20 protein-coding genes and 3 tRNA genes are annotated in these 20612 nt (G+C 67.8%); 10 read left to right on the top strand and 13 right to left on the bottom strand.

Annotation, left to right across the window (positions count from 1 at the left end):
• The first annotated feature begins 183 nt into the window (after positions 1–183).
• Positions 184–984: a hypothetical protein gene (locus IG04_RS0118525; protein WP_030477914.1), complete on the top strand. Its 801-nt coding sequence runs from the start codon at positions 184–186 to the stop codon at positions 982–984.
• Positions 985–1281: 297 nt separating this feature from the next.
• Here the strand turns inward: IG04_RS0118525 and yczR are convergent, their stop codons facing one another.
• Complete coding sequence (yczR, locus tag IG04_RS0118520; RefSeq protein ID WP_036015042.1) at positions 1282–2718, bottom strand: MocR-like transcription factor YczR; 1437 nt, start codon at positions 2716–2718, stop codon at positions 1282–1284.
• A 61-nt stretch (positions 2719–2779) separates the two neighbouring features.
• Here yczR and yczE point away from each other — a divergent pair, with 61 nt between their 5' ends.
• Positions 2780–3433, top strand: coding sequence for a membrane protein YczE (yczE, locus tag IG04_RS0118515; protein ID WP_036015039.1), 654 nt, complete (start codon positions 2780–2782; stop codon positions 3431–3433).
• On the opposite strand, the gene IG04_RS0118510 is transcribed toward yczE, so the two are convergent.
• Together IG04_RS0118510 and IG04_RS0118505 are read right to left on the bottom strand one after the other, a co-directional pair.
• Complete coding sequence (locus IG04_RS0118510) at positions 3384–3911, bottom strand: Clp protease N-terminal domain-containing protein (RefSeq protein ID WP_245816295.1); 528 nt, start codon at positions 3909–3911, stop codon at positions 3384–3386. The two genes, yczE and IG04_RS0118510, sit on opposite strands and share 50 nt — an antisense overlap.
• A complete protein-coding gene (locus tag IG04_RS0118505) occupies positions 3908–4117 on the bottom strand; it encodes a helix-turn-helix domain-containing protein (protein ID WP_030473166.1) in 210 nt (69 codons plus the stop codon). Before IG04_RS0118505 ends, IG04_RS0118510 begins: the two co-directional genes overlap by 4 nt.
• Positions 4118–4178: 61 nt before the next feature.
• On the opposite strand from IG04_RS0118505, the gene IG04_RS0118500 reads away from it, so the two are divergent.
• Positions 4179–4889, top strand: a complete 711-nt coding sequence (locus IG04_RS0118500) for a hypothetical protein (RefSeq protein ID WP_051770186.1) — start codon at positions 4179–4181, stop codon at positions 4887–4889.
• 48 nt (positions 4890–4937) lie between these two features.
• On the opposite strand, the gene IG04_RS0118495 is transcribed toward IG04_RS0118500, so the two are convergent.
• The 5 genes from IG04_RS0118495 to IG04_RS0118475 form a co-directional block, all read right to left on the bottom strand.
• Positions 4938–5011: transfer RNA gene (locus tag IG04_RS0118495), tRNA-Phe, on the bottom strand.
• A 29-nt stretch (positions 5012–5040) separates the two neighbouring features.
• Positions 5041–5114, bottom strand: a tRNA-Asp gene (locus tag IG04_RS0118490).
• Between the two features lie 38 nt (positions 5115–5152).
• A tRNA-Glu gene (locus IG04_RS0118485) sits at positions 5153–5225 on the bottom strand.
• Between the two features lie 149 nt (positions 5226–5374).
• Entirely contained in the window at positions 5375–6004 is a 630-nt protein-coding gene (locus IG04_RS42680) for a ScbR family autoregulator-binding transcription factor (RefSeq protein WP_036015035.1), read from the bottom strand.
• 126 nt (positions 6005–6130) lie between these two features.
• Positions 6131–6376 (bottom strand): hypothetical protein, encoded by a 246-nt coding sequence (locus IG04_RS0118475; protein WP_030477908.1) that lies wholly within the window; start codon positions 6374–6376, stop codon positions 6131–6133.
• Between the two features lie 153 nt (positions 6377–6529).
• On the opposite strand from IG04_RS0118475, the gene IG04_RS0118470 reads away from it, so the two are divergent.
• The 4 genes from IG04_RS0118470 (at position 6530) to IG04_RS0118455 (ending at position 9793) form a co-directional block, all read left to right on the top strand.
• Positions 6530–6790: a hypothetical protein gene (locus tag IG04_RS0118470; protein WP_030477907.1), complete on the top strand. Its 261-nt coding sequence runs from the start codon at positions 6530–6532 to the stop codon at positions 6788–6790.
• Positions 6791–6845: 55 nt separating this feature from the next.
• Complete coding sequence (locus IG04_RS0118465) at positions 6846–7052, top strand: heavy-metal-associated domain-containing protein (RefSeq protein ID WP_030477906.1); 207 nt, start codon at positions 6846–6848, stop codon at positions 7050–7052.
• A complete protein-coding gene (locus IG04_RS0118460) occupies positions 7049–9232 on the top strand; it encodes a heavy metal translocating P-type ATPase (RefSeq protein WP_030477905.1) in 2184 nt (727 codons plus the stop codon). Before IG04_RS0118465 ends, IG04_RS0118460 begins: the two co-directional genes overlap by 4 nt.
• Before the next feature lie 255 nt (positions 9233–9487).
• Entirely contained in the window at positions 9488–9793 is a 306-nt protein-coding gene (locus IG04_RS0118455) for a hypothetical protein (protein ID WP_030477904.1), read from the top strand.
• Between the two features lie 88 nt (positions 9794–9881).
• Here the strand turns inward: IG04_RS0118455 and IG04_RS0118450 are convergent, their stop codons facing one another.
• Positions 9882–10085: a cold-shock protein gene (locus tag IG04_RS0118450; protein WP_030477903.1), complete on the bottom strand. Its 204-nt coding sequence runs from the start codon at positions 10083–10085 to the stop codon at positions 9882–9884.
• Between the two features lie 358 nt (positions 10086–10443).
• On the opposite strand from IG04_RS0118450, the gene IG04_RS0118445 reads away from it, so the two are divergent.
• Positions 10444–11565: a L,D-transpeptidase gene (locus IG04_RS0118445; RefSeq protein ID WP_211257782.1), complete on the top strand. Its 1122-nt coding sequence runs from the start codon at positions 10444–10446 to the stop codon at positions 11563–11565.
• Here the strand turns inward: IG04_RS0118445 and IG04_RS0118440 are convergent.
• Both IG04_RS0118440 and IG04_RS0118435 read right to left on the bottom strand, forming a co-directional pair.
• Positions 11562–12377, bottom strand: coding sequence for a glutamate ABC transporter substrate-binding protein (locus tag IG04_RS0118440; protein ID WP_030477901.1), 816 nt, complete (start codon positions 12375–12377; stop codon positions 11562–11564). The two genes, IG04_RS0118445 and IG04_RS0118440, sit on opposite strands and share 4 nt — an antisense overlap.
• 82 nt (positions 12378–12459) lie before the next feature.
• A complete protein-coding gene (locus IG04_RS0118435; protein WP_030477900.1) occupies positions 12460–13272 on the bottom strand; it encodes an oxygenase MpaB family protein in 813 nt (270 codons plus the stop codon).
• Positions 13273–13306: 34 nt separating this feature from the next.
• On the opposite strand from IG04_RS0118435, the gene IG04_RS0118430 reads away from it, so the two are divergent.
• Both IG04_RS0118430 and IG04_RS0118425 read left to right on the top strand, forming a co-directional pair.
• Positions 13307–13717, top strand: coding sequence for a PPOX class F420-dependent oxidoreductase (locus IG04_RS0118430; RefSeq protein ID WP_030477899.1), 411 nt, complete (start codon positions 13307–13309; stop codon positions 13715–13717).
• A gap of 80 nt (positions 13718–13797) precedes the next feature.
• Positions 13798–14274, top strand: coding sequence for a hypothetical protein (locus tag IG04_RS0118425; protein WP_030477898.1), 477 nt, complete (start codon positions 13798–13800; stop codon positions 14272–14274).
• Here the strand turns inward: IG04_RS0118425 and IG04_RS0118420 are convergent.
• Together IG04_RS0118420 and IG04_RS0118415 are read right to left on the bottom strand one after the other, a co-directional pair.
• Positions 14271–18689: a DNA repair ATPase gene (locus tag IG04_RS0118420; RefSeq protein WP_084401476.1), complete on the bottom strand. Its 4419-nt coding sequence runs from the start codon at positions 18687–18689 to the stop codon at positions 14271–14273. The two genes, IG04_RS0118425 and IG04_RS0118420, sit on opposite strands and share 4 nt — an antisense overlap.
• On the bottom strand, positions 18686–20611 hold the full coding sequence (locus IG04_RS0118415; protein WP_030477896.1) for a flotillin family protein: 1926 nt from the start codon (positions 20609–20611) through the stop codon (positions 18686–18688). Before IG04_RS0118415 ends, IG04_RS0118420 begins: the two co-directional genes overlap by 4 nt.
• Between the last annotated feature and the right edge of the window lies 1 nt (position 20612).

Raw genomic sequence — 20612 nt, 5'->3', positions numbered from 1 at the left:
CACGGACGGTGTTCATGCCTGATCAGGGCAACACGGACAGCCGCACGAGACCGCCCTTCCGGGTGTTTCGCGCCGAGTGGGTTCGCAAAGTCACTCACCGGTGCTAGACATAGCTCTACGTCGACCTCCGACGGCGCGCTGTGCGTTGAGGGTGACCCGAAACGGTGGACGGGTGGTGATCCTGTGGCAGTTGGTGGAGTTGGTGCACTGCTGCTGCGGACCGCTGCCCTCGGCGGGCTCACCGCCGCCGCCTGGCTGCTGAGCGGCACGTCCGCGTCCGCCAGTCCCGAGGAACCCCCGGCCGTCGAGATCACCACCGAGGCCGCCGCCGAAGTCCCGCAGCTGCTCGAGGATCCCGCCGAATGGGCGAAGGCCTTCACCGCGTCGGTGGCCGAGCAGCAGCAGCAGGAGAAGTTCGTCCCGCCGCCGGTCCTGACGAAGCCGGAAGAAGAGCCCCAGGAAGAGGCCCAGGAAGAGCCCGACGAGGGCCCGGTCCTCGACTTCACCGGCGGTTCGCACAGCAACTCGCGCTCGGGCACGGTCTCGAACGAGGCGCCGCCCGAGGTCATCGCGGCCAAGGCCAAGGTCCGCGCCGCCAAGGTAGCCGCGAGACTCGCCGCCGCACTCCCGCCGCCGCCTCCCGCGCCACCCGTGCCCGTCCTGGTGGCCAAGAAGGCCGTGCCGCTCCTGCCTGACCTTCCGGTGCCCGCTCCCGTGAAGACCGAACCCACGCCGGCGAGCGACTACACCTGGTCGACTCCCGGACCGGACATGCCGCTGCCCGCACCGCAGCAGGCTCCCGTGGTCGCGACGGCCTCCGTGTCGTCCGGCCACACCGACAACTCCGGCGGCACGCGCGGCGTGCTCGCCGTTCTGACGTCGCACAACTCGCTCTTCCCGCCCGCCACGTGGTCGGTCGGGGAGCGTCGCGACGGCACTGAGCCCGGCAGCATTCCGGGCCTGCCCAGCACGTCACCCGACTGAGTCCGACAGGACCAGTCTGCCCTCTGCGCGATTTGTGACCCTCTCGTTCCGTCGCGCCAGTAACTCCTCCTCTTATTTCCCGTTGTACGCAAGGAACCCCCAGTCTTCCTGACCTGCCAACCGCGCCCTGGCAGGTCGGGTCTGGTCCGAGAGCCGCGCTGCCCCCGCAGTCTCGGACCGCACGGGAAACCTGCGGACGGGGGACGTCAATCCCTGGGACGTCCCCCGCCGCAGGCCTCTCGTTGGCAAGTTCGTCGGCCCGGTCTCCCCCGCTGCGGGAGACCGGGCCGACGTGTTTCACGCGACCGGCAGCGACAGGTCGGCATCCGCCCGAAACCCTGTGCCTGCAAGAGATGCAGCCACCACACCCAAACGGGCTATGGCTTCTCGGAGCACTTCGGGTGACTGCGTGTACGGCACTCGGAGCATCTGCTCACACCCGCCGTGCACCGCGAACCGGGGACCTGGGACGAGCCGCAGGCCGTGGTTCTGCGCCACCACCGCGATGCGCGTGCTCACCGGGCCGTCGAGCGTGCACCACACCCCCAGCCCGCCGGCCGGCACCTCGAACGTCCATTGTGGACAATGTTCCCGCAACGCGGCGACCGCCACGTCCCGTTGCTCCAGGGCCTCCTCACGCCGTTGCCTCAGAACGCTTTCCGGAGACTCCAGTAACGCGGCCAGCACGAGCTGCTCGAACACCGGGGTACCCAGGTCGATCGCCGCCCGCGTCGACAGCAACCGGTGCACGATCTCCGCGGACGCCCTGATCCACCCGATCCGCAGCCCGCCCCAGTGCGACTTGCTCGCGGATCCCAGTGTGACCACCGAATCTCCGCCGAACGCGGCCATCGGCAACGGCGCTTCGGCGGAGTCCAGCGCAAGTTCCACCAAAGTCTCGTCGACGACCAGGGGAGTACGCGCTTTGCGCAGCACGGCGGAAAGCTTTTCCCTCGACTCGGACGACATCCGCAGTCCGGTCGGGTTCTGGAAGTCCGGAATCAGATAGGCCAAACGGGGGCCGGCCTGCCGCAGGGCGGCCTCGAACCCGTCCAGGTCCCAGCCGTCGGTCAGCATCGGCACGGGCACCGGGATGCCGAACGACGCCCGCACCGCCTCCAGCGAGTTGGGGTAGCTCGGCTGCTCCACCAGCACCCGGTCGCCGGGCCCGACGAAGAGCCGCAGCACCAACGCCCACGCGTGCTGCGCTCCGGACGTCACCACGATCTGGTCGGGCGACGTCGGCAGCCCCCGAGCCGCGTAACGGTCGGCGATCCGCTGCCGCAGCACCGGGAGCCCCCGTTCGTCGTACCCGTGCGACGCGAGGTGCTCCGGCATCTGGCCCAGCGCGACGTCCATGGCCAGCCGCACCGACGGCAACGCGCGCGGCGCGGCGCGGGACAGGTCGATCAGCGTGTCGTCGGCACCGGTGATTCCGCCTCCGGCACCGACCGGCCCGTTGATCCACGACCCGGCGCCGCGCCGCGACTGCACGACCCCCTCGGCCCGCAGCTGGTCCAGTGCGGCGGTGATGGTGGTGCGGCTCACGGGCAGCGCCTCGGTGAGCTCGCGCTCGGACGGCAGCCGGGTCCCGACGGGCAGCCGTCCGTCCGCGACCAGCAGTTTCAGTGCCGCGACGAGATCAACGACGGACTGCCGGGCCCCGCCACGGCGCCATTCACCCAGCAGTCGGGCGAGCCTGGCACCGGATATACGTCCACCTGGTGGGAGCATGAAGCCAATTATCCAGAATTGGCTATGGATTACCAGGCCAATCGAAGCGCAACATGGCCACATGGCCTCCATGACCGCACTCCACCAGGTCTCCGTCCGGATCTCACCCGCCCGTCGCCTCCCGCAGCTCTTCGCAGGTCTGTGGCTCTACGGCGCGAGCATGGCGATGCAGATCCGCGCGACCCTCGGCCTGAACCCGTGGGACGTGCTGCACGAGGGGCTCACGAAGATCACCGGCCTGAGCTTCGGCCTGATCACCGCGATCACCGGCGTGCTCGTCCTGCTGGCGTGGATCCCGCTCAGACAGAAGCCCGGCATCGGCACGATCGCGAACGTCGTGGTCATCGCCGTCAGCGTCGACGTGACGCTCTGGCTCCTGCCCGCGCCGGAAGGACTCCTGCCCAGAATCGCGTTCCTGACGCTGGGCATCGTCCTGAACGCCGTCGCGTTCGCCGCGTACGTCGGTTCCCGGCTCGGACCGGGCCCGCGCGACGGCCTGGTCACCGGGTTCTGCCGCCGCACGGGCATCTCCCTGCGGCTCACGCGGACCGTGCTCGAACTGATCGTGCTCGGCGCCGGCTGGCTGCTCGGCGGCACGGTCGGCATCGGCACGGTCCTCTACGCGCTCGGCATCGGCCCGCTCGCGCAGCTGTTCCTGCCCGCGCTCACCTGGCGCGAGCGCTCGCGGCCCGCTTGCGGAGCTCCTCGTACGTGACGCCCCGCTCCGTCAGCACCTCGGCCACGATTCCCTTGCCCTGCAACAACGCCAGCAGGATGTGTGCCACACCGAGGTAGTTGTGGCCGAGGTCGCGCGACTCGCGCAACGAGTTCTCCAGCGCCTTCTTGAAGGCCGGTTCCAGCGGCATCCCGAACCACCGCCGGCGCGGCCCCGGCCGCAGCACCCCGGTTCCCAGTGACTGCTCCGCCGACTCGATCACCGCGTCGACGTCGATTCCCAAGCCCCGCAACGCTTCCGAGTCGGCCTTGGTCAGCCCGCCCTTGCGCCGGTAGTCCCGGAACGCCGTCTCCAGCTCGTCGCGCGGCAGGTCGAACCCGGCGAGCGCCGGCGCGTCGAGCAATGCCAGCAGCAGGTGTTCCACGCCGACCTCGGCGGCGTGGTTCTGCTCTGCCTCCCGTACCGCGGTCTTGACCGCCTCGCGGGCTTCCTTCGTGAACCGTTCCGCGATCATCATCGACCCCCGTGCTTCTTGTGGACCGCCTGGCGGGACACCCCGAGTTCCGCCGCGATGTCCTGCCACGACCAGCCCTGCGCCCGCGCACTGCGGACCTGGGCGGCCTCCAGATGTTCGAGCAGTCGCCGCAACGCGCTGACGGCCCGCAACCCGACCTTCGGGTCACGATCCCCAGCCGCTGTGGCGAGATCCGTCGCTTCCGTCATGATGTCAACGTACGTTGACAACCGGCATCCGTCAACCGAAGTTGACAAGTACCGTGAGGGCGTGAAGATCGAGACCGCCGAGCAGGGAGCTCCGGGCCGAGTCACCGAAGATCGGATCCGGGTGCTGCCGAACGCCGTCCTCGTGCTCGACGGCGTGACCTCACGAACCAGGCCACCTGATCGCAACGGCGGTTGGTACGCCTCGAAACTCGCCGACGAACTGGCCCGGCTGCTCAACGACACCGATCCGTTGACCGACCTGCTCGCCCAAGCCATCACGAACCTCGTGGCGGAACACGACCTCGTCCCCGGCGACTCGCCCTCCGCGACCGCGTCGATGGTCCGCTGGAACGCCGACACGATCGACGCGCTCGTGCTGTGCGACACCCCGGTCGTCGCGTTCGGACAGTCCACCCGAGTGCTCGAGGACACCAGACTCGAAGACCTCCGGCCCGATCCGGACATCCTCAGGTGGAAGAACGAACCGGGCGGCTACTGGGTGGCGGAGGCCGATCCCGTCGCGGGCCGCCAAGCCCTGACGGCGACCTGGCGCCGCGACGAGACCAGGAGTGTGATCGCTCTCACGGACGGTGTCTCCTGTGGAGTGTCCGAGTACGGACTCTTCGCCTGGGAGGACCTGGAGCAATTGCCACTCGGTGAGGTGCTCGACCGAATCCGCGAAGCCGAACGCGGTGATTCGGAGCACCGGCGTTGGCCCCGCTACAAAACGCACGACGACCAGGCGATCGCGCGAATCAGCTTCAGCGCATGACGAAAGAAGCCCCGCAGAAACTCTGCGGGGCTTCTTTCGAAGAAGGTATGGCCAGGGGCGGGGTCGAACCGCCGACCTACCGCTTTTCAGGCGGTCGCTCGTACCAACTGAGCTACCTGGCCATGAGCTGTAGCAATCAACTACAGAAAAGCGACCCAGACGGGACTCGAACCCGCGACCTTCGCCGTGACAGGGCGACGCGCTAACCAACTGCGCCACTGGGCCTTGCTTCGTACTGTCTTACCGTACCGTACTTTACTGCGTGCCCCCAACGGGATTCGAACCCGTGCGACCGCCTTGAAAGGGCGGGATCCTAGGCCGCTAGATGATGGGGACTAGCTGGTCTCTGGAAGCATCGTAAGCATATGCCATAGGTCCGCGCACCTCCAAAACGGGGGTCCCACTTATGCGCTGACCTGCTGAAACCCCGTTCCGGGCCGGCTCATCCAGATCAACAAATGCCTGTTCAGGGCCGTTCCGGCCCGTCACGGCGGTTCAGAAGCGGTTTGTGATCCAGACAACTTCCACTCGGAAGACGCGACGCTGGGCAGCACGTGGTCCAGCACTTCGCGGATCCGCTGGGGGAAGTCCGTGCACGCCGTCGTCGCGGAAGAGATCAACCGCGAACCGAGAGCCGCGCCGCACAACGTCCGCGCGACGGCCTCCGGATCGACGCCGGCCCGCAGGTCCCCGCGCCCGGCCGCCTCGATCACGTACGCGGCGACGAGCTTCTCCCACATGACATGCGTGCTCGGGACGCCCGGATAACCGACCTCGCGATCGGCGTTGAGCCGCACGCCGGCGCGCAGCACCACGTCGGACGCCATCCGGTCGGCCGACTCGGCGAACATGCCGTGCAGGGCACTCAGGGGGTCGACGCCGCGCAGCCGCCACGACTCCCTCACCTGCGCCCACAGTTCGCTCTGCCGCTCGATCAGGGCATCGGCGACCGCTTCCTTCGAGGGGAAGTGGAAGTAGAACGCGCCCTTGGTCAGTCCGGCACGCGCGAGCACGGCGGTCAGCGACGTGCGCTCGTAGCCGAGCCGGTCGAACTCCTCCGCCGCGGCGTGGAGTATCGCCTCGCGTGTCGCGTACGCCCGGTCCTGCTGGGGCATGGGTGAAGGTTAGCCGTTGCCGCTAAAGAGACCCGTGGGTATGTTTCGGGATGCGGCCCTGTTCTGCAGACGCGCTCCGGGGGGTGCGCGCCTGGAGTCAGGGCCGCCTTCGCGTTCGCACGACGTTCACCGTTGTGCGTGGGGCGACCCGCCGTCCTCGCCCGGTGACAGGCCCAGCATGTCCAGCAGCATCCGGCAGTCCTCGGCACCCGTCGCGCTCCTGGCGACCGCGAGCCTGGCCCGATGAACCTGATCGTCGGAGATCCGCGAGGCTTCTCCGTTGCGCTGGGCCGGCACGTTCGGCCCGCCCTGCCGCGACACGCTGTCGTCCTGTGTGAACAGGAACTTCCGCACTTCCAGTGACCCGCTCATGAGCACCCTCCCCGACTTGAGGTTGGCGCGAGGCTAAGCGACCTGGGACAACGGCCGCAGCCCCCCGCAGAGTGATTCCGTCGGCACCCAGCGTTACTTTCTGTACTGATGCCGTCCGTACCGGTGGGGAACTGGCCAGTGGATGATGGACCGATGACCGACCCCACGCCGGAGCCTTCCCCCGATGCAGAGGGCCAAAACGCGTCCCAGCCCCCGCCCCCGGCCGACCAGGAGGCGATCTTCAAGGCACTCAGCGGCATCGACCTGAACACGATCGACGCCGACATCGAGTCCGCGTTCGGCTCGCGGATGGCCGAGCTGGACAAGATGCTCGAGGGCCTCGACGACCTGGTCAACAAGATCGAGAGCGACATCCAGAACCTGGACCAGCCCAAACCCGACAGTCCTCAGTAGAGCCCTTACCCTAGGGGGGTATAAACTCGGAGCTCCGAAGAGAGAAAGGGCTCCGATGTCCGTCAGCGCCACCTACACCGTCACCGGCATGACCTGCGGCCACTGCGTCAGCTCCGTCACCGAGGAGCTGACCGAGGTCTCCGGCGTCACCGGTGTCGACGTCGTCCTGGAGACCGGCGCGGTCACCGTGACGAGCGACCGCGAGCTCGACCGCGCCGAGGTCGTCGCCGCCGTCACCGAGGCCGGGTACCAGGTCGCATGACCACGACCGAGCCTCGTCACGTCGAGCTCAGCATCAGCGGCATGACGTGCGCTTCCTGTGCGAACCGCGTCGAACGCAAGCTGAACAGGCTCGATGGCGTCTCCGCCACCGTGAACTACGCGACCGAGAAGGCCAGCGTCCAGTTCCCGGACAACCTGCGGGTGGACGACCTCGTGTCGACCGTGCGCGCGGCGGGCTACGACGCGGAGGAGCCCCGGCCCGAGGCTCCCGACGTGGACGAGGCCGGCGAGCTGCGGTTGAGGGTCACCCTTGCCGCAGTGCTCGGCGTGCCGGTGATCGCGTTCTCGATGGTCCCGGCGTGGCAGTTCCCGACCTGGCAGTGGGTGTCGCTGGCGCTGGCGAGCGTGGTCGTGTGGGTGTGCGGCTGGCCGTTCCACCGTGCGGCCTTCGTCAACGCACGGCACGGCGCCAGCACCATGGACACCCTCGTGTCGATGGGCGTCACGGTCTCGTACCTCTGGTCGCTCTACGCGCTGGTGTTCGGCGAGGCCGGCGTCATCGGCATGCGGCACGAGTTCAGCCTGCTGCCGCGTCCCACCACCTCCGGCGACATCTACCTGGAGGTCGCGGTCGGCGTGACCGTGTTCCTGCTGCTCGGACGCTGGCTGGAGGCCCGTTCGAAGCGCAGCGCGGGTGCGGCCCTGCGGTCGTTGCTCGCGCTCGGCGCCAAGGACGTGGCGGTGCTGCGCGACGGCGTCGAGACCCGCGTGCCGATCGGCCGGCTGCGGGTCGGCGAACGCTTCGTGGTCCGTCCGGGTGAGCGCATCGCCACCGATGGCGTAGTGGTCGACGGCAGTTCGGCTGTGGACCGCTCGATGGTCACCGGCGAATCGGTGCCGGTCGAGGTCGGCGAGGGCGATTCGGTCGTCGGCGGGACCGTCAACGCGGGTGGCAGGCTGGTCGTCGAGGCCTCGTCCGTCGGCGCGGACACGCAGCTCGCGCGGATGGCCAGGCTGGTCGAGCAGGCTCAGACCGGCAAGGCCGAGGTGCAGCGGCTCGCGGACCGGGTGTCCGCCGTCTTCGTCCCGGTCGTCGTGCTGATCGCGCTGGCGTCGTTCGGCGCGTGGCTGCTCGCCGGGCGGCCGCTGGAGTTCGCGGTGACGACGGCGGTGGCGGTCCTCGTGATCGCGTGCCCCTGCGCCCTGGGCCTCGCGACGCCGACGGCGTTGCTCGTGGGCACCGGCCGCGGCGCGCAGCTCGGCATCCTGGTGAAGGGTCCCGAGGTGCTCGAGTCGACGCGGCGGGTGGACACCGTCGTGCTGGACAAGACCGGCACCGTGACGACCGGGCGCCTGACGCTGGTCGACGTGATCCCCGCGGCAGGTGCGGACCGGGACGAGGTGCTGCGGTTCGCGGCGGCCGTCGAGAACGCGTCCGAACACCCGATCGGCGCGGCGATGGTCCGCGAAGTCGACGACGTGCCGCCGGTGTCGGATTTCGTTTCCACGGACGGCGTGGGCGTCAGCGGGACGGTCGAAGGTCGACGCGTCGTCGTCGGCCGACTGCGGAACGTTGTCCTTTCACAGGAACTGACTGAGGCCCTGGTTGCCCACACAACTCGGACTGTTGTCGCGGTTTCCTTTGATGACAAGGTTGTCGGCGCCATCGTCGTGTCGGACGTCGTCAAACCCACGTCCGCACAAGCGATTCAGGAACTGAAGGAACTCGGTTTGCGGCCGGTGTTGCTGACCGGCGACAACGCCTCCGTGGCCGCCGAAGTCGCGGCCGAAGTGGGTATCGACGAGGTCATCGCCGACGTCCTGCCCTCCGGCAAAGTCGAAGCGGTCCGGAATCTCCAGGCACAGGGCCGAGTTGTGGCCATGGTCGGCGACGGCGTGAACGACGCGCCGGCCCTCGCGGCCGCGGATCTGGGGCTGGCCATGGGAACCGGCACCGACGTGGCGATCGAGGCGAGCGACCTGACCCTGGTGCGCGGCGACCTGCGCGTGGCGGCGGACGCGATTCGGTTGTCCCGCAAGACTTTGGGCACGATCAAGGGGAACCTTTTCTGGGCGTTCGCCTACAACGTCGCTGGACTTCCACTCGCGGCCCTCGGTCTGCTGAACCCCATGATCGCGGGCGCCGCAATGGCCTTCAGCAGCGTGTTCGTTGTTACCAACAGCTTGCGACTACGGGGTTTCCGTTCATCGGCGGCATAAGAATCTGGTTGCGAACACTCCCCAACGAGCGCGTGCGCGTGCAACAATCCAAAAGCTGACACACCCCCGGTCAGCGCCTGTGGAGATCCCCTCCGGCCCCCGCGTTCCTCCCCCTGGCGCGGGGGCCTCCGCAGCTCCATCGGTCCGCTCGGCAGGTACTCGCCGGAGATCCACTCTGAGTAGACCCATTTACACCTTGGGGTGACCCGGCTCACAGGGGTTTGGGTTCCGTGACCGAGCCGTTATCGTGTCCCGGTGCCTATCGGATCCCTCGGACGCTCCAAGTCCGGCCGTCACCGCCCTGCGGACGAACCGCAGCAACCGGAGACGTCGCACGACGAAGAGCTGACCTCCTACTTGGCCGCCCTGGCCCCGGACGCGGACAACGAGACCACCGCCTCGGGCTTCGGCAGCGCGCAGGTGTACCAGCTGAGGCTGCAACTCATGGCGAACGAGCAGCTCAAGGAGCTCGCCGCCGAGCGCCAGACCTCCCCGCAGGCTCTCGCCACGGAGTGGGTCATGCAGCGCCTGGAGTGGGAAGCGCGCCAGCGCGGCCACTAGTCGAGAACGACCACGAAGAAGGACCCTCGACCGAGCCCGGTCGAGGGTCCTTCTCACGTACGACTTCAATTGCGGCGTATTACAAACCTCAGACCGCGCGGACGTTCTGGGCCTGCGGACCCTTGGTGCCCTGGCCGACCTCGAACTCCACTCGCTGGTTCTCCTCCAGGGTGCGGAAACCCTGACCCTGGATCTCCGAGTAGTGGACGAAGACGTCAGCGCCGCCGTTGTCCTGGGCGATGAAACCAAAGCCCTTTTCGGAGTTGAACCACTTGACAGTGCCCTGTGCCATGTACCTGCCTCCATCGCAGGAAAGCTTGGGGCTGCACCGTGCAACCCCGGCCGTCCCGGGGGCGGTCGGCAAACTCGCTGAGAGCGCACCGCACGCCCGCGTGTCGTTCCGCGAGCGTGTGAAGCACGAACACAGAAACCACGGCCTGCGCGGGTCAGCCTAACGTGTGATTGGTCATAGCACTACAGATCATTACCGGCCGGTTGGGTGCCTCAATAGGAGGAAAGCCGCTGGTCCGGGTGGGTGATCGCAATTTGCCGAGCAACGTGTTCCACCGCCGCGCGTCCTCATGTTCGTTGGACGAGGGGATCTTGGGGGGACCGTGTTCCGGCCACTGGTTTTGGCTCTACTACTGGGATTGACCGCCTGCAGTGCCGCGCCCGACGGTGCGCCCGAGGCCGGTTCGCAAGCCACTGCACCGGCCGCGGAGCAGAAGGCGAAGGCAGTACTGACGGTGACCCCGTCATCGGGTGAGGGGATCAGCCCGGCCGGACCATTCGAGGTCGGAATGATCGGTGGCGCGCTGACCGCCGTCGTACTAACGGGCGCCGACGGCCGGGTGGTGAAGGGGGAGCTCTCCGCCGGTCGCTGGGTCGCGACCGAGGACCTGGGCTACGACAAGGCGTACACCTGGTCCGGTTCGGCCAAGGGTGAGGACGGGACCGACGTCCCGGTCACCGGGTCGTTCCGCACCATCAAGCCGCAGCGGCTCACCGGCGCGAAGCTGAACGTCGGCGACCACCAGACATACGGCATCGCGCAGCCGGTCAAGGTGACCTTCAGCGCGCCGGTCGCGGACAAGGCCGCCGTGCAGAAGTCCATGACCGTCACGACTTCCGTCCCGACCGAGGGCGCTTGGGCGTGGCTGTCGGACCAAGAAGCGCACTGGCGGCCGCGTGAGTATTGGAAGCCGAACACCGAGGTCTCGGTCGACGTCGGTGTCTACGGCGTGCCGTTCGGGGGCGGCGCGTACGGAGCCTCCGACCTGCACGTGCAGTTCAAGATCGCGGACCGGGCGCTGGTCGCCAAGGCGAACACCCAGACCAAGCGGTTCGAGATCTACCGCGACGGCGTGCTGCTGCACAACTTCCCGGCGTCGTACGGGATGGAGAACGACAAGCGCGCCGAGACCCGCGGCGGCATCCACGTGGTGCAGCAGAAGCAGGCCGCGCGGACGATGACCAACGCGGTCTTCGGCTACAAGGACATCCCGGTCACGTGGGCCGTGCTGATCTCGCAGAACGGCGAGTTCGTGCACGAGAACAACAACACGATCCCGAAGCAGGGCAAGGAGAACGTCTCCCACGGGTGCGCGAACCTGTCCGGCGCCAACGCGAAGATCTTCTACGACCTGACGATGCTGGGTGACCCGGTCGAGGTCGTCGGTTCGTCCCAGCCGTTGCAGGCGTCGGACGGCGACTACTACGACTGGGCGTTCGACTGGGCCACCTGGACGTCGAAGTCGGCCGCTACGTCCTAGGACTTTTCGGTGATCTGGGGTGGCTGCGGGATCTCGTAACCCGACGGACCGACGTTGCGTTCGAGGGCCCGCTTCCACTCACCGCTCGAAATCATCTTCTCGATTGCCTTGTTCACGGCGTCGCGCGACTCGGCGTCACCCTTCGGCACGCCGATGCCATAACGCTCCTTGGAGAAGGTCTTGCCGACGAGCTTGAGCAGTTCGGGGTTCTCCGCGGCGAACCCGGCGAGGATGACCTCGTCGGTCGTGACGGCATCGACGTTGCCCGCCATGAGAGCGATCACACAGTCGGAGTACTGGCCGTACTCGATGATCTGCACCTGCTGGGCGAAGTCCGACTTCACCTTCTGCGCGGAGGTCGAACCCTTGACCGAGCACAGTTTGCGGCCGTTCATGGTCTCAGGGCCCTGGATGGAGTTCTCGGTATAGCGCACCAGCATCCCCTGGCCCGTCTCGAAGTACGGGCCGGCGAAGGCGACCTTCTCCTTGCGGGCATCGGTGATCGAGTACGAGGCGATGATCAGGTCGGCCTCGCCGTTCTCGAGCATCGACTCGCGGGCGGCGCCACGCGCCTCCTTGAAGGTGATGCCGCCTTCCTCCACCCCGAGCTCGTTCGCCACGTACTTGGCGACGTCCACGTCGAAGCCGACGTACCGGCCGTCGAGGCGCCGCTCGCTCAGGCCCGGCTGGTCGTAACGGATGCCGATGGTCAGCTTCCCGGAGTCAGCACGTCCGATGACTGTGCTGGTGTCACCGCTCCCACAGGCGGTGGCGAACACCGCTACGGCAGTCAGGAGCACGGCACGACGGATCACGACAGGCCTTCCGGGGGTGTTGTGGATTCGTGCGCAATGCTACGGACCTGCGGCGGTGATCGACTGTGATGTATGACAACTACGGAAGCCTCGCTTTGCTGGGTGTCACATGTCGGCCGTGACGTTCGATCGCTCGCTTCAGATGGCCGGGCGGAGCGAGTCTCCTGATCTTGCCGGGCACCAAAAGCGCAGCTCGGCGCATCATTCGCAGCCATCGGTCGGCATGCGCGTACGGCTCACGGCCGTGTAGTTCGAGAGCCCAGCCGGGTAGTACCGAATAGGCCAGGTGGCCCACGAGAACCCGGTACACGGGCAGTCCGTGGCGGAGCAAACCTTGCACCGGCGGACCATGCAAGAAGTCGTAGATCACATCAGAATCGGTCGTTCGGCGCAGAACGGGACGCATCCGGTCGAAGTACTCAGCCATTTCACGCCTGGAACCCGGTACTTCATCCGGGTGCAATCCGACCAAAGCGGCTGCGGATCGCTGCTCGGCGTAGTAGAGGTCCTTCTGCCGGTCGGACAGTCCGTACCCCGCACGGTCGAGCACTGTTTCGAAGCAGGAAACCTCCGAGCAATGAACCCAGAGCAACAGCTCGGGCTCGTCCACGCGGAACGTCCTGCCGTCGACGACACCGCGCAGGCTCCGGTGCGTGGCTCGCACCCGTGCCGCGGCGGTGGCGATCTCCTCGTCGGTGCCGTAGACGCCGAGGCCGACGAAATCCGCCGTGCGCTTGAGCCTGCCGAGCGGATCGGCCTGGAAGTTCGAGTTCTGGACGACACCCGCGACCGCCTTGGGGTGCAGTGCCTGCAGGTAGAGGCTCGCGATCCCGGCGATCCACATCGTCGGGTCCGCGTGCAGCTGCCAGCTCACGGAGTTCGGGTCAGACATGCGGACATCGTCCCGCCTCGCCAGGATGAAGACCATGGACCTGGACCAGGCACGGGAAGTGCTCCGCAGTCAGCACCGCGCGGTGTTCTGCGCACTGAAGTCCGACGGCACGCCGGCCATGTCGCCGGTGCTCGTCGCGCTCGACGACAACGGCGATGTGCTCGTTTCCACGCGAGCCACCGCGTACAAGACGAAGCAGGTGGAGCGCGATCCGCACGTCTCGCTGTGCGTGCTGCCCGACAGCTTCTTCGGCCGCTGGATCCAGCTCAACGGAACCGCGACGGTCGTGCCGTTGCCCGAGGCCATGGACCTGCTGGTCCAGTACTACCGCACGATCTCCGGCGAGCACTCCGACTGGAACGACTACCGGGCGGCAATGCAGCGCGAGCAGCGCGTGATCCTGCGGATCTCGCTGAGCTCCGCCGGGCCGGACAAGACGGGCTGAACCTGTAACACCGTTAGCGGGCGCAACGATTCCACGGGGACGGCGGCTACCGGGCAGGCGGAACCTGGGGAGCGGAAGCGATGACTGGTGTCAGACACCGCGGCTATTTCGCAGCCGCGGTCGCGTTGATGGGCGCTGCCCTGATCGCGGCTCTGTTCTCGGCACCCCTGGACAAGCCCGTCGACATTCGCCTGGTCGCACCGTCGCCCCCGCCGCCCGAGGTCGTCACCGCGACCGCCACCACCACCGTCTCCGCCGTCGGGGTCGAGCGGCCGCAGCCTCCACCACCACCGCCGCCCCCGCCCGGTGACGCCGCCCGGCCTCCGCAGCCGAAGCACAGACCGTCGCCTTCGCCATCTCCGGGCAAACCACTGCCCAACCTGCACGACCTGCTGCAGTGCGACTCGAAGCTCTTCGGCGACGACTTCAAGCACTGCCTGCGGTGGCCGCTCGACACCAAGGAGATCTGCGACTTCTTGGAGGAGCACCAGCTCGAACCGGTCGACCTGCGCGGGCCGGAGGACGGCCGGTTCGAGCTGAGCTGTGACGACGACTAGGCCTTGAGCTCCCTGAGTTTCGCGAGGTTCGCTTCCGCCAGCGCGCCGAGCAGCTGCGCCTCACCGAGGTAGTGGTCGTCGATCAACGCCTCGACCTCGTCGTCGTTCATCGCCGGCACGATCCGCGCGGCCATCCTGTTCATGTTGCGATAGCTGCCCTGCAACAGGAACGGCCGTTCGGACGGGTCCGCCGCCGACGCGATGTACGCCTGGTTGACCTTGAGCACGACCTGCTGGATCCGTTGCAGCTTCCGGACGACGGACAGCATGCGTTCGAGTTCGACGGTCTCGTACTCGTGCCGGACGCTCTCGCCGTTCGCCAGGCGCACCAACGGTTCCACGTCGACACCGCCCAGGACCGGGTTCGAGCCGGACGCGTTCTCCAGGTAGCTCAACGCGAACAGGGCATCGCGACCGGACAGCACGTCGCCCAGGTTCCACACGTCCGCGCGGTTCGCGAGCATGTCGGGCACCCGGAACGCCCGGCCGGTCTCGGTGTACGGGTTGCCGGCCATCGACACGGCGAAGCGCTTGCCCCGCAGGTCGAACGTACGCGGCTCGCCGTCCCAGACGCCCTCGACGCGGCGTTGGGCGTCGCACAGCGAGATGAACTTCTGCAGCAGCTCCGGTGAGGTGTGCTGGATGTCGTCGAGGTGCAGCAGGACGTTGCTGCCCAGGGCGAACGCGAAGTTGATCCGCTCGACCTCCTGGCGCGCGGTGGCGTTCGGTGCCTCCTCCGGGTCGAGCGAGGTGACGCCGGTGCCCAGCGCCGGCCCGTTGACCTTGACGAACACCATGCCCAGGCGGTTCGCGACGTACTCCATCAGCGTCGTCTTGCCGTAGCCGGGCGGGGAGATCAGCATCAGCAGGCCAGTGCCGTCGTTGAGCTGCTTGCTGAGGTTGTCACCGATCAACGGCAGGTAGACCTCGTTCAGCAACCTGTTGCGCACGAACGTGTTCAGCACCGCCGGCTGGTAGTCGTCGAGCCTGAGCCTGCGGCGTTCCCCGGCCAGCAGCTCGTCGCGCCGGCGTTGGTAGGCGCGGAACGCCGGTACCTGTTCGGTGGTGAAAGCCCTGAGCCTGGTGAGGGCCTCGTCGAGGCGCAGGTCCATCGACTGGTCCCGCACGCGGGGGTGCGTGCCGAGCAGGCCCGTGACGGTCTCGGCCAGCGCCGCGCTGGAGTCGTAGCGCGGCAGGTCGGTGAGCAGGATCGCCACGACCTCGGGGAACTCCGGGCACTCCTCGTCCTTCAGGAACGCACTGAGCCACGCCTCGATCAGGTCGCGGTCGCGGAGTTCCTCGGTGACCACGGCGCGGAACCTGTCGATCACCGCGCGGGCGGCCTTGCTGGTGACGAATCCCCTGGGCTCGCAGGCGAGTTCCTCGAACAGGTACTCGGCGGTGAGGTCCTCGAGCCCGAACTGCTTGCACAGCTCGGGAATCCCGTGCGTGCCACCGAAGATCATGCGAGCGCGGGCCAGCGACTCGGCCTTGCGCGACCACACCGCGCGTTGGTCCTCGGGCTGCTCGGACCAGAAGACCTGTGCCTCGGCGCGGGTCCGCGGCGGATACCTGAGCAGTCCGGCGCCGGCGTGAAGTCGTTGCAGGACAGCGAGGATCTTCTCGGCGTCGTGGTCGTGGACGCCCTTCTCGTAGCCCTCGTCGTAGCGTTCCGCGGCGGCGTTCGTGACGTCGGTGCGGCCCTCGGCGAGCAGGCTCCCGGCGAGGTGCTCGGAGCGGTAGACGTGCTGCGTCTCCGAGACGAGCAGCTGGTCCCAGAACGGCCTGGTGGCCTCGAACGCGGGATCGGTGATCTCGCTGCGGTAGTCCGTGCCGGTGACCGCGTAGAACAGCCTGCCGTCGCGCGGCACGAGGGTGAGGTTCATCGGCTCGGTCGTCACCGGGAAGCGATGACGGCCGAGCACGATCGACGCGCCGTCGTACAGATCGGCCCGGTCGCGTAGTGCCCGGCCTCCCTCTTGCCGGGCATCGCGCAGACTCGCGTCGAGCTCGTCGGCCCTGGCGTCGCCGAGTTCCCTGAGCTGCTCGCCGACCGCGCGGACCTTGGCGACCATCGGGTCGCCGGCGAAGTACGTGTTGATCTCGTCGGTCGAGGTCAGCTTCCCGACGCGGCGGCGGATCGTGCCGAGCACCCGTTCCGCGGACTGCACGAGCCGGTCGGCCCTGCGGGCGCGTTCGTCGAGCAGCGTCTGCTTGCGGGCGGAGAAGGCCTCGTAGACGTCCGTGCGCTTGGCGCCGACCTGAGCGAGGAAGTCGTCGAACTCGCCGAACCGCGACTCCAGGTTCTCCAGCTGTAGCAACAGTCTGCCGAGCTGGTCGTCACATCGTTGCGGGGTGTCCGCGACCGACAGCGCGCCGGTGATGGCCTGGCCGAGCAACGCGAACTCCGCGGCGAACTCGGCGCGGCCCTCGGCGTTCGCGAGCTGGGCGCGGCGACCGTCCACAGTGGCGCGGGCGCGGTTGACGGCGGCGAGCACCTCGCCGATGCTCGCCAGGATCTGCGTGCGGGTCGTGGTATCGGCGGCGTCGAGGGTGCTGACGACCTCGGTCAGCACCTCCAGCCCGGCCTGCTGCTGCGCGAGCCGTTCGCGCAACGGCTTCGCCTCGGTGGCGGTCTTCAGCTCCACGGCCGCGATCTGGTCGATCTCCTCGTGGTACTGGGCGAACGCGCCCTCGCCACTGAGGAACGCGACGGCTCTGCGCGCGGACGCACCGAGCTCCTCGACCAGTTCGGCTTCGCGCCGGTCGATCTCTTCGACGTCGACGTACTTCAGGTCCTTGAGGGTGATCAGCCGGCCCTGGGCGGAGCGCAGGTCGGCCAGCAGCCGCACCCATTCGTCGGCGCTGCGCGGCGCGGCCGACCTCGCGAGCCTGATCAGGCTCGCCAGCTTCTCCGCGGCCTCGTGGAGCTGCCGGGCGGCGTGCTCGGTGAGCGTGCGGACGGCCTCGAACTCGTCCAGTACCTGCTCGGCCGTGGCGCGCACGGCCTGGACGTCCTGCTTGAGCCCTAGTTCATCGAGCCAGTGAACGGCGTCGATCACCCTGGTGCACAGGGCGATCAGGCCCTCGAACACCGGCACGCTCGGGGTCATCTCGGCGCTCATCCTGGTGATGGACAGGCAGTCCGAGATGCCGCGGACGAGTTCGGCGTTGCCGATGCGGGCGAGCGGGCCCGCCTGGTCGGGCAGCACCTCGTCGACGACGAACGGCGTGCGCCACACCTGCATCGGGTGCACGCGCACGGCCTCTGAGCTGGTCTCGCGGAACACCACCAGCGTGCCGTCGGCGAAGAGCGAGTAGCCGTGGCACGTGATGGGGGTCGCGACCTCCTTGCGGATCACGTTGTAGGGCAACAGGAGGCTGCGGCCCTCGCGGCGGGCGTGGAAGACGAACAGCACGTCCTCGCCGTTCGCCGACCGGACGACCCGCTCGAACTCCAGCTCGTCGGTGTCGATGTCGAACGTCTTGTCCGCGCCCGTGACCAGGTAGTAGCCGCCGGGGAAGATGATCCCCTGGTCCTCCGGCAGGCGCTGGCAGGCCTGGCCGATGCCGTCGAGCCGCGTCACCACCTTGGTACGGGTGTTGAAGACGAGGTGCCGCCACACCGTTTCCTTGTACGGCAGGACGCGCAGCAGGATCAGCGGGCCGACGCGGGCGTAGTGCACGTCGGCGTCCGCGAGGCTCTGCAACGGTTCGTCGACGGGCTCTTCGTAGACGCCCTGGCCGGACTCGGTGTTGTTCTCGATCTTGACGGTCAGCGTGCCGCCGACCGCCTCGACGAAGACCTCGTCGTCGATCGCGATGTGCGGGTGCCGGCCCAGCACGTGCTGCTCGCGGGTCGTCTCGACCCACGTGAAGTCGTGCGAGGGCGGGAAGACGTGGTCGCGGTCGCCGCGGTTGTCGACGTACGTGACCGTGCCGTCGACCTTGATGTCCCAGCGCAGCACGCGGAGGTCTTCGATCCGCGCGCCGGTCTGGAACACCGCGAGCAGCCGTGACTCGACCGTGCGCAGCTGGAGCAGCCGCGTTTCGCGGTAGTACCGGTACAGCTCGGCGAAGTCGTTGCGGAATCTCGGGTCCTGCAGGAACTCCGCCTCGACCGTGGCGAAGTCCCTGCCGTGCACCGCGAAGACGTCGTCGACCTTGGTCTCGGGCTTGAGACCCATGAACACGTTGTAGCCGAACAGCATCACGTCGCCCAGCGCGACGATGTCGCGCGGCACGCAGTTGTTCTCGGTGCGGATGCGTTCGGTGGCGACGAGTTCGAGGGCTGTGCTGCCGAACGTCTCGACGCGCCGGTCGTTCAGCGCCTCGGTGTTGCGGGCGAGCCCGACCGCCTGTTCGGCCAGTCGGGCCCGCAGCACCTCATAAGTGCCCGCGTCGAGTTGTGTCATGCGTTCTGGCCGTTGTTCTTGGCCATCTGGGTCAGCGCGATCGCCGCGGCGATGTTCTGCGCGTCACCGGTGGTGAACGAACTGAGGATCTTGGTCAGGTCCTCCGGGAAGTTCGCCGACCCGTCCATCCACTTGGACCCCAGCGCCTGCACCACGTCCGAGTTGCCGACGAAGCCGTCGACCTGCTTGCCTGCGGTGATCGAGCTGGCGATCCTGTCGAAGAACATCGTGTCGCCACCGATGATGTCGATGTCGGCCTTCTCCAGGCCGGCCGCGAGGACCATGGCCTGGGCCTCGGCGATCTGGCGCTGCACGTCGATGCCCTTGAGGCGGATCTCCTTCTCGGCTTCGAGGCGCAGCCGGTACTCCTCGTGCTCGCGGGTCGCGGTGTCGAGCGAGGCCATCGCCTCTGCCTTGTGCGACAGGCCTTCCGCTTCGCCCTTGAGGCGTTCCTTGATGCCCTCGGCGTCGGCCAGGGCCTTCTCGCGGTCGACCACGGCCTCGGCGCGGCCGAACGCCTCGGACGCGGCGGCGTCGCGTTCCTTGACCAGTGCGTCCGCCAGGCCCTTGGCCGCGGCTTCTGCCTGGGTGCCCTCCGCGAGACGGATCTTGGAACGGGTGTCCAGCTCGGCGGCCTTGTTGCGCGCCTCGGCGAGCACGACCTCCTCGCGGGCCTTGTGCTGTGCGGACTGTTCCGCGGCCTCGGCGGCCTTGATGTCCTTGACCAGCGATTCCTGGGCCGAGGCCTCGGCCCTGATGATGATCTGCTGGCGGTCGCGCTCGGCTTCCTCGACCGCACGCAGGCGCTTGATGTTCTCCTCCTGCTCGGCCACCGTCTTCTCGACGGCGACCCGCTCGCGCACCAGGTCGGCGATCGCGCGGCGCTCGTGCTCGAGCTCCTTGTCCTTCTCGATCATGCGCAGCGAGGTCTCGCGTTCGCGGGCGATGACCTCCAGCAGCCGGTCCTTCTCGATGCGCTCGGTCTCGACGGCGATCACGCGCTCGCGGTTCTTCTCGGCGACGGCGATCTCGCGGGCCTTGTTCTCGGTCTGGATGCCGAGCTGTTCCTCGGTGCGGATGAAGGCGGTGTTGGCCTTGAGGCGTTCCTCGGCCTGCACCTTCTGCGTCTCCGCCTCCTGCTGCGCGCGGGCGGTCTCGATCGCGCGCTTCTGCTTGATCTCCGCGTCGGCCTGGCGCCGTTCGAGCTCGAGGATCGCCTCACGCGCGCTGACGTTCTGGCGCGTGATCTCCTTCTCCTCGTTGCGGGTGAACTCGTTGGTCTTGACGTGCTCGATCGCGGTCAGCTCGGTGATCTTGCGGATGCCCTGCGCGTCCAGGATGTTCGCCGGGTCGAGCTGCTTGAGCGGCGTCTGCTCCAGGTAGTCGATGGCCGCGTCCTCGAGGCTGTAGCCGTTGAGGTCGGTGCCGATGACCTGCACGATCCGGTCGCGGAACTCGTCGCGATGGGTGTAGAGGTCGACGAAGTCGAGCTGCTTGCCGACGGTCTTGAGCGCCTCGGAGAACTTGGCGTTGAACAGCTCCTGCAGCGTCTGCTCGTGGCTCGCCCGCTCGGTGCCGATCGCCTGCGCGACCTTGATGACGTCCTCGACGGTCTTGTTGACCCGCACGAAGAACGTGATGCGGATGTCCGCGCGGATGTTGTCCTTGCAGATCAGGCCCTCGTTGCCGGCCCTGCGGATCTCGATGGTCTTCACCGAGATGTCCATCGTCTCGCACCTGTGCAGCACGGGCAGGACAACGGTTCCCGTGAACGTCACGTCGACCTTGCGCATCTTCGAGACGATCAGCGCCTTGCCCTGCTCGCACTTCTTGAACAGCCTGCTCAGCGTGATCAGCGCCAAGATCAGCACAACCGCGATCACGGCGATCATCACGATCAGCCCCGTAGAGATCGCACCCATG

Origin of the sequence: Lentzea albidocapillata (genome assembly GCF_000719115.1) — a bacterium.
Taxonomy (GTDB): Bacteria; Actinomycetota; Actinomycetes; order Mycobacteriales; family Pseudonocardiaceae; genus Lentzea; species Lentzea albidocapillata.
The sequence above is the reverse complement of the archived record's forward strand: the minus strand, read 5'-3'. Positions and strand labels throughout refer to the sequence as shown.

What these genes read in the sequence shown, in the direction of transcription:
- IG04_RS0118450 (WP_030477903.1), bottom strand. Translation starts at nt 10,085, where the DNA reads ATGGCACAGGGCACTGTCAAGTGGTTCAACTCCGAAAAGGGCTTTGGT.
- yczE (WP_036015039.1), top strand. Translation starts at nt 2,780, where the DNA reads ATGGCCTCCATGACCGCACTCCACCAGGTCTCCGTCCGGATCTCACCC.
- IG04_RS0118510 (WP_245816295.1), bottom strand. Translation starts at nt 3,911, where the DNA reads ATGATGATCGCGGAACGGTTCACGAAGGAAGCCCGCGAGGCGGTCAAG.
- yczR (WP_036015042.1), bottom strand. Translation starts at nt 2,718, where the DNA reads ATGCTCCCACCAGGTGGACGTATATCCGGTGCCAGGCTCGCCCGACTG.
- IG04_RS0118470 (WP_030477907.1), top strand. Translation starts at nt 6,530, where the DNA reads ATGACCGACCCCACGCCGGAGCCTTCCCCCGATGCAGAGGGCCAAAAC.
- IG04_RS42680 (WP_036015035.1), bottom strand. Translation starts at nt 6,004, where the DNA reads ATGCCCCAGCAGGACCGGGCGTACGCGACACGCGAGGCGATACTCCAC.
- IG04_RS0118435 (WP_030477900.1), bottom strand. Translation starts at nt 13,272, where the DNA reads ATGTCTGACCCGAACTCCGTGAGCTGGCAGCTGCACGCGGACCCGACG.
- IG04_RS0118475 (WP_030477908.1), bottom strand. Translation starts at nt 6,376, where the DNA reads ATGAGCGGGTCACTGGAAGTGCGGAAGTTCCTGTTCACACAGGACGAC.
- IG04_RS0118430 (WP_030477899.1), top strand. Translation starts at nt 13,307, where the DNA reads ATGGACCTGGACCAGGCACGGGAAGTGCTCCGCAGTCAGCACCGCGCG.
- IG04_RS0118425 (WP_030477898.1), top strand. Translation starts at nt 13,798, where the DNA reads ATGACTGGTGTCAGACACCGCGGCTATTTCGCAGCCGCGGTCGCGTTG.
- IG04_RS0118415 (WP_030477896.1), bottom strand. Translation starts at nt 20,611, where the DNA reads ATGGGTGCGATCTCTACGGGGCTGATCGTGATGATCGCCGTGATCGCG.
- IG04_RS0118460 (WP_030477905.1), top strand. Translation starts at nt 7,049, where the DNA reads ATGACCACGACCGAGCCTCGTCACGTCGAGCTCAGCATCAGCGGCATG.
- IG04_RS0118465 (WP_030477906.1), top strand. Translation starts at nt 6,846, where the DNA reads ATGTCCGTCAGCGCCACCTACACCGTCACCGGCATGACCTGCGGCCAC.
- IG04_RS0118420 (WP_084401476.1), bottom strand. Translation starts at nt 18,689, where the DNA reads ATGACACAACTCGACGCGGGCACTTATGAGGTGCTGCGGGCCCGACTG.
- IG04_RS0118505 (WP_030473166.1), bottom strand. Translation starts at nt 4,117, where the DNA reads ATGACGGAAGCGACGGATCTCGCCACAGCGGCTGGGGATCGTGACCCG.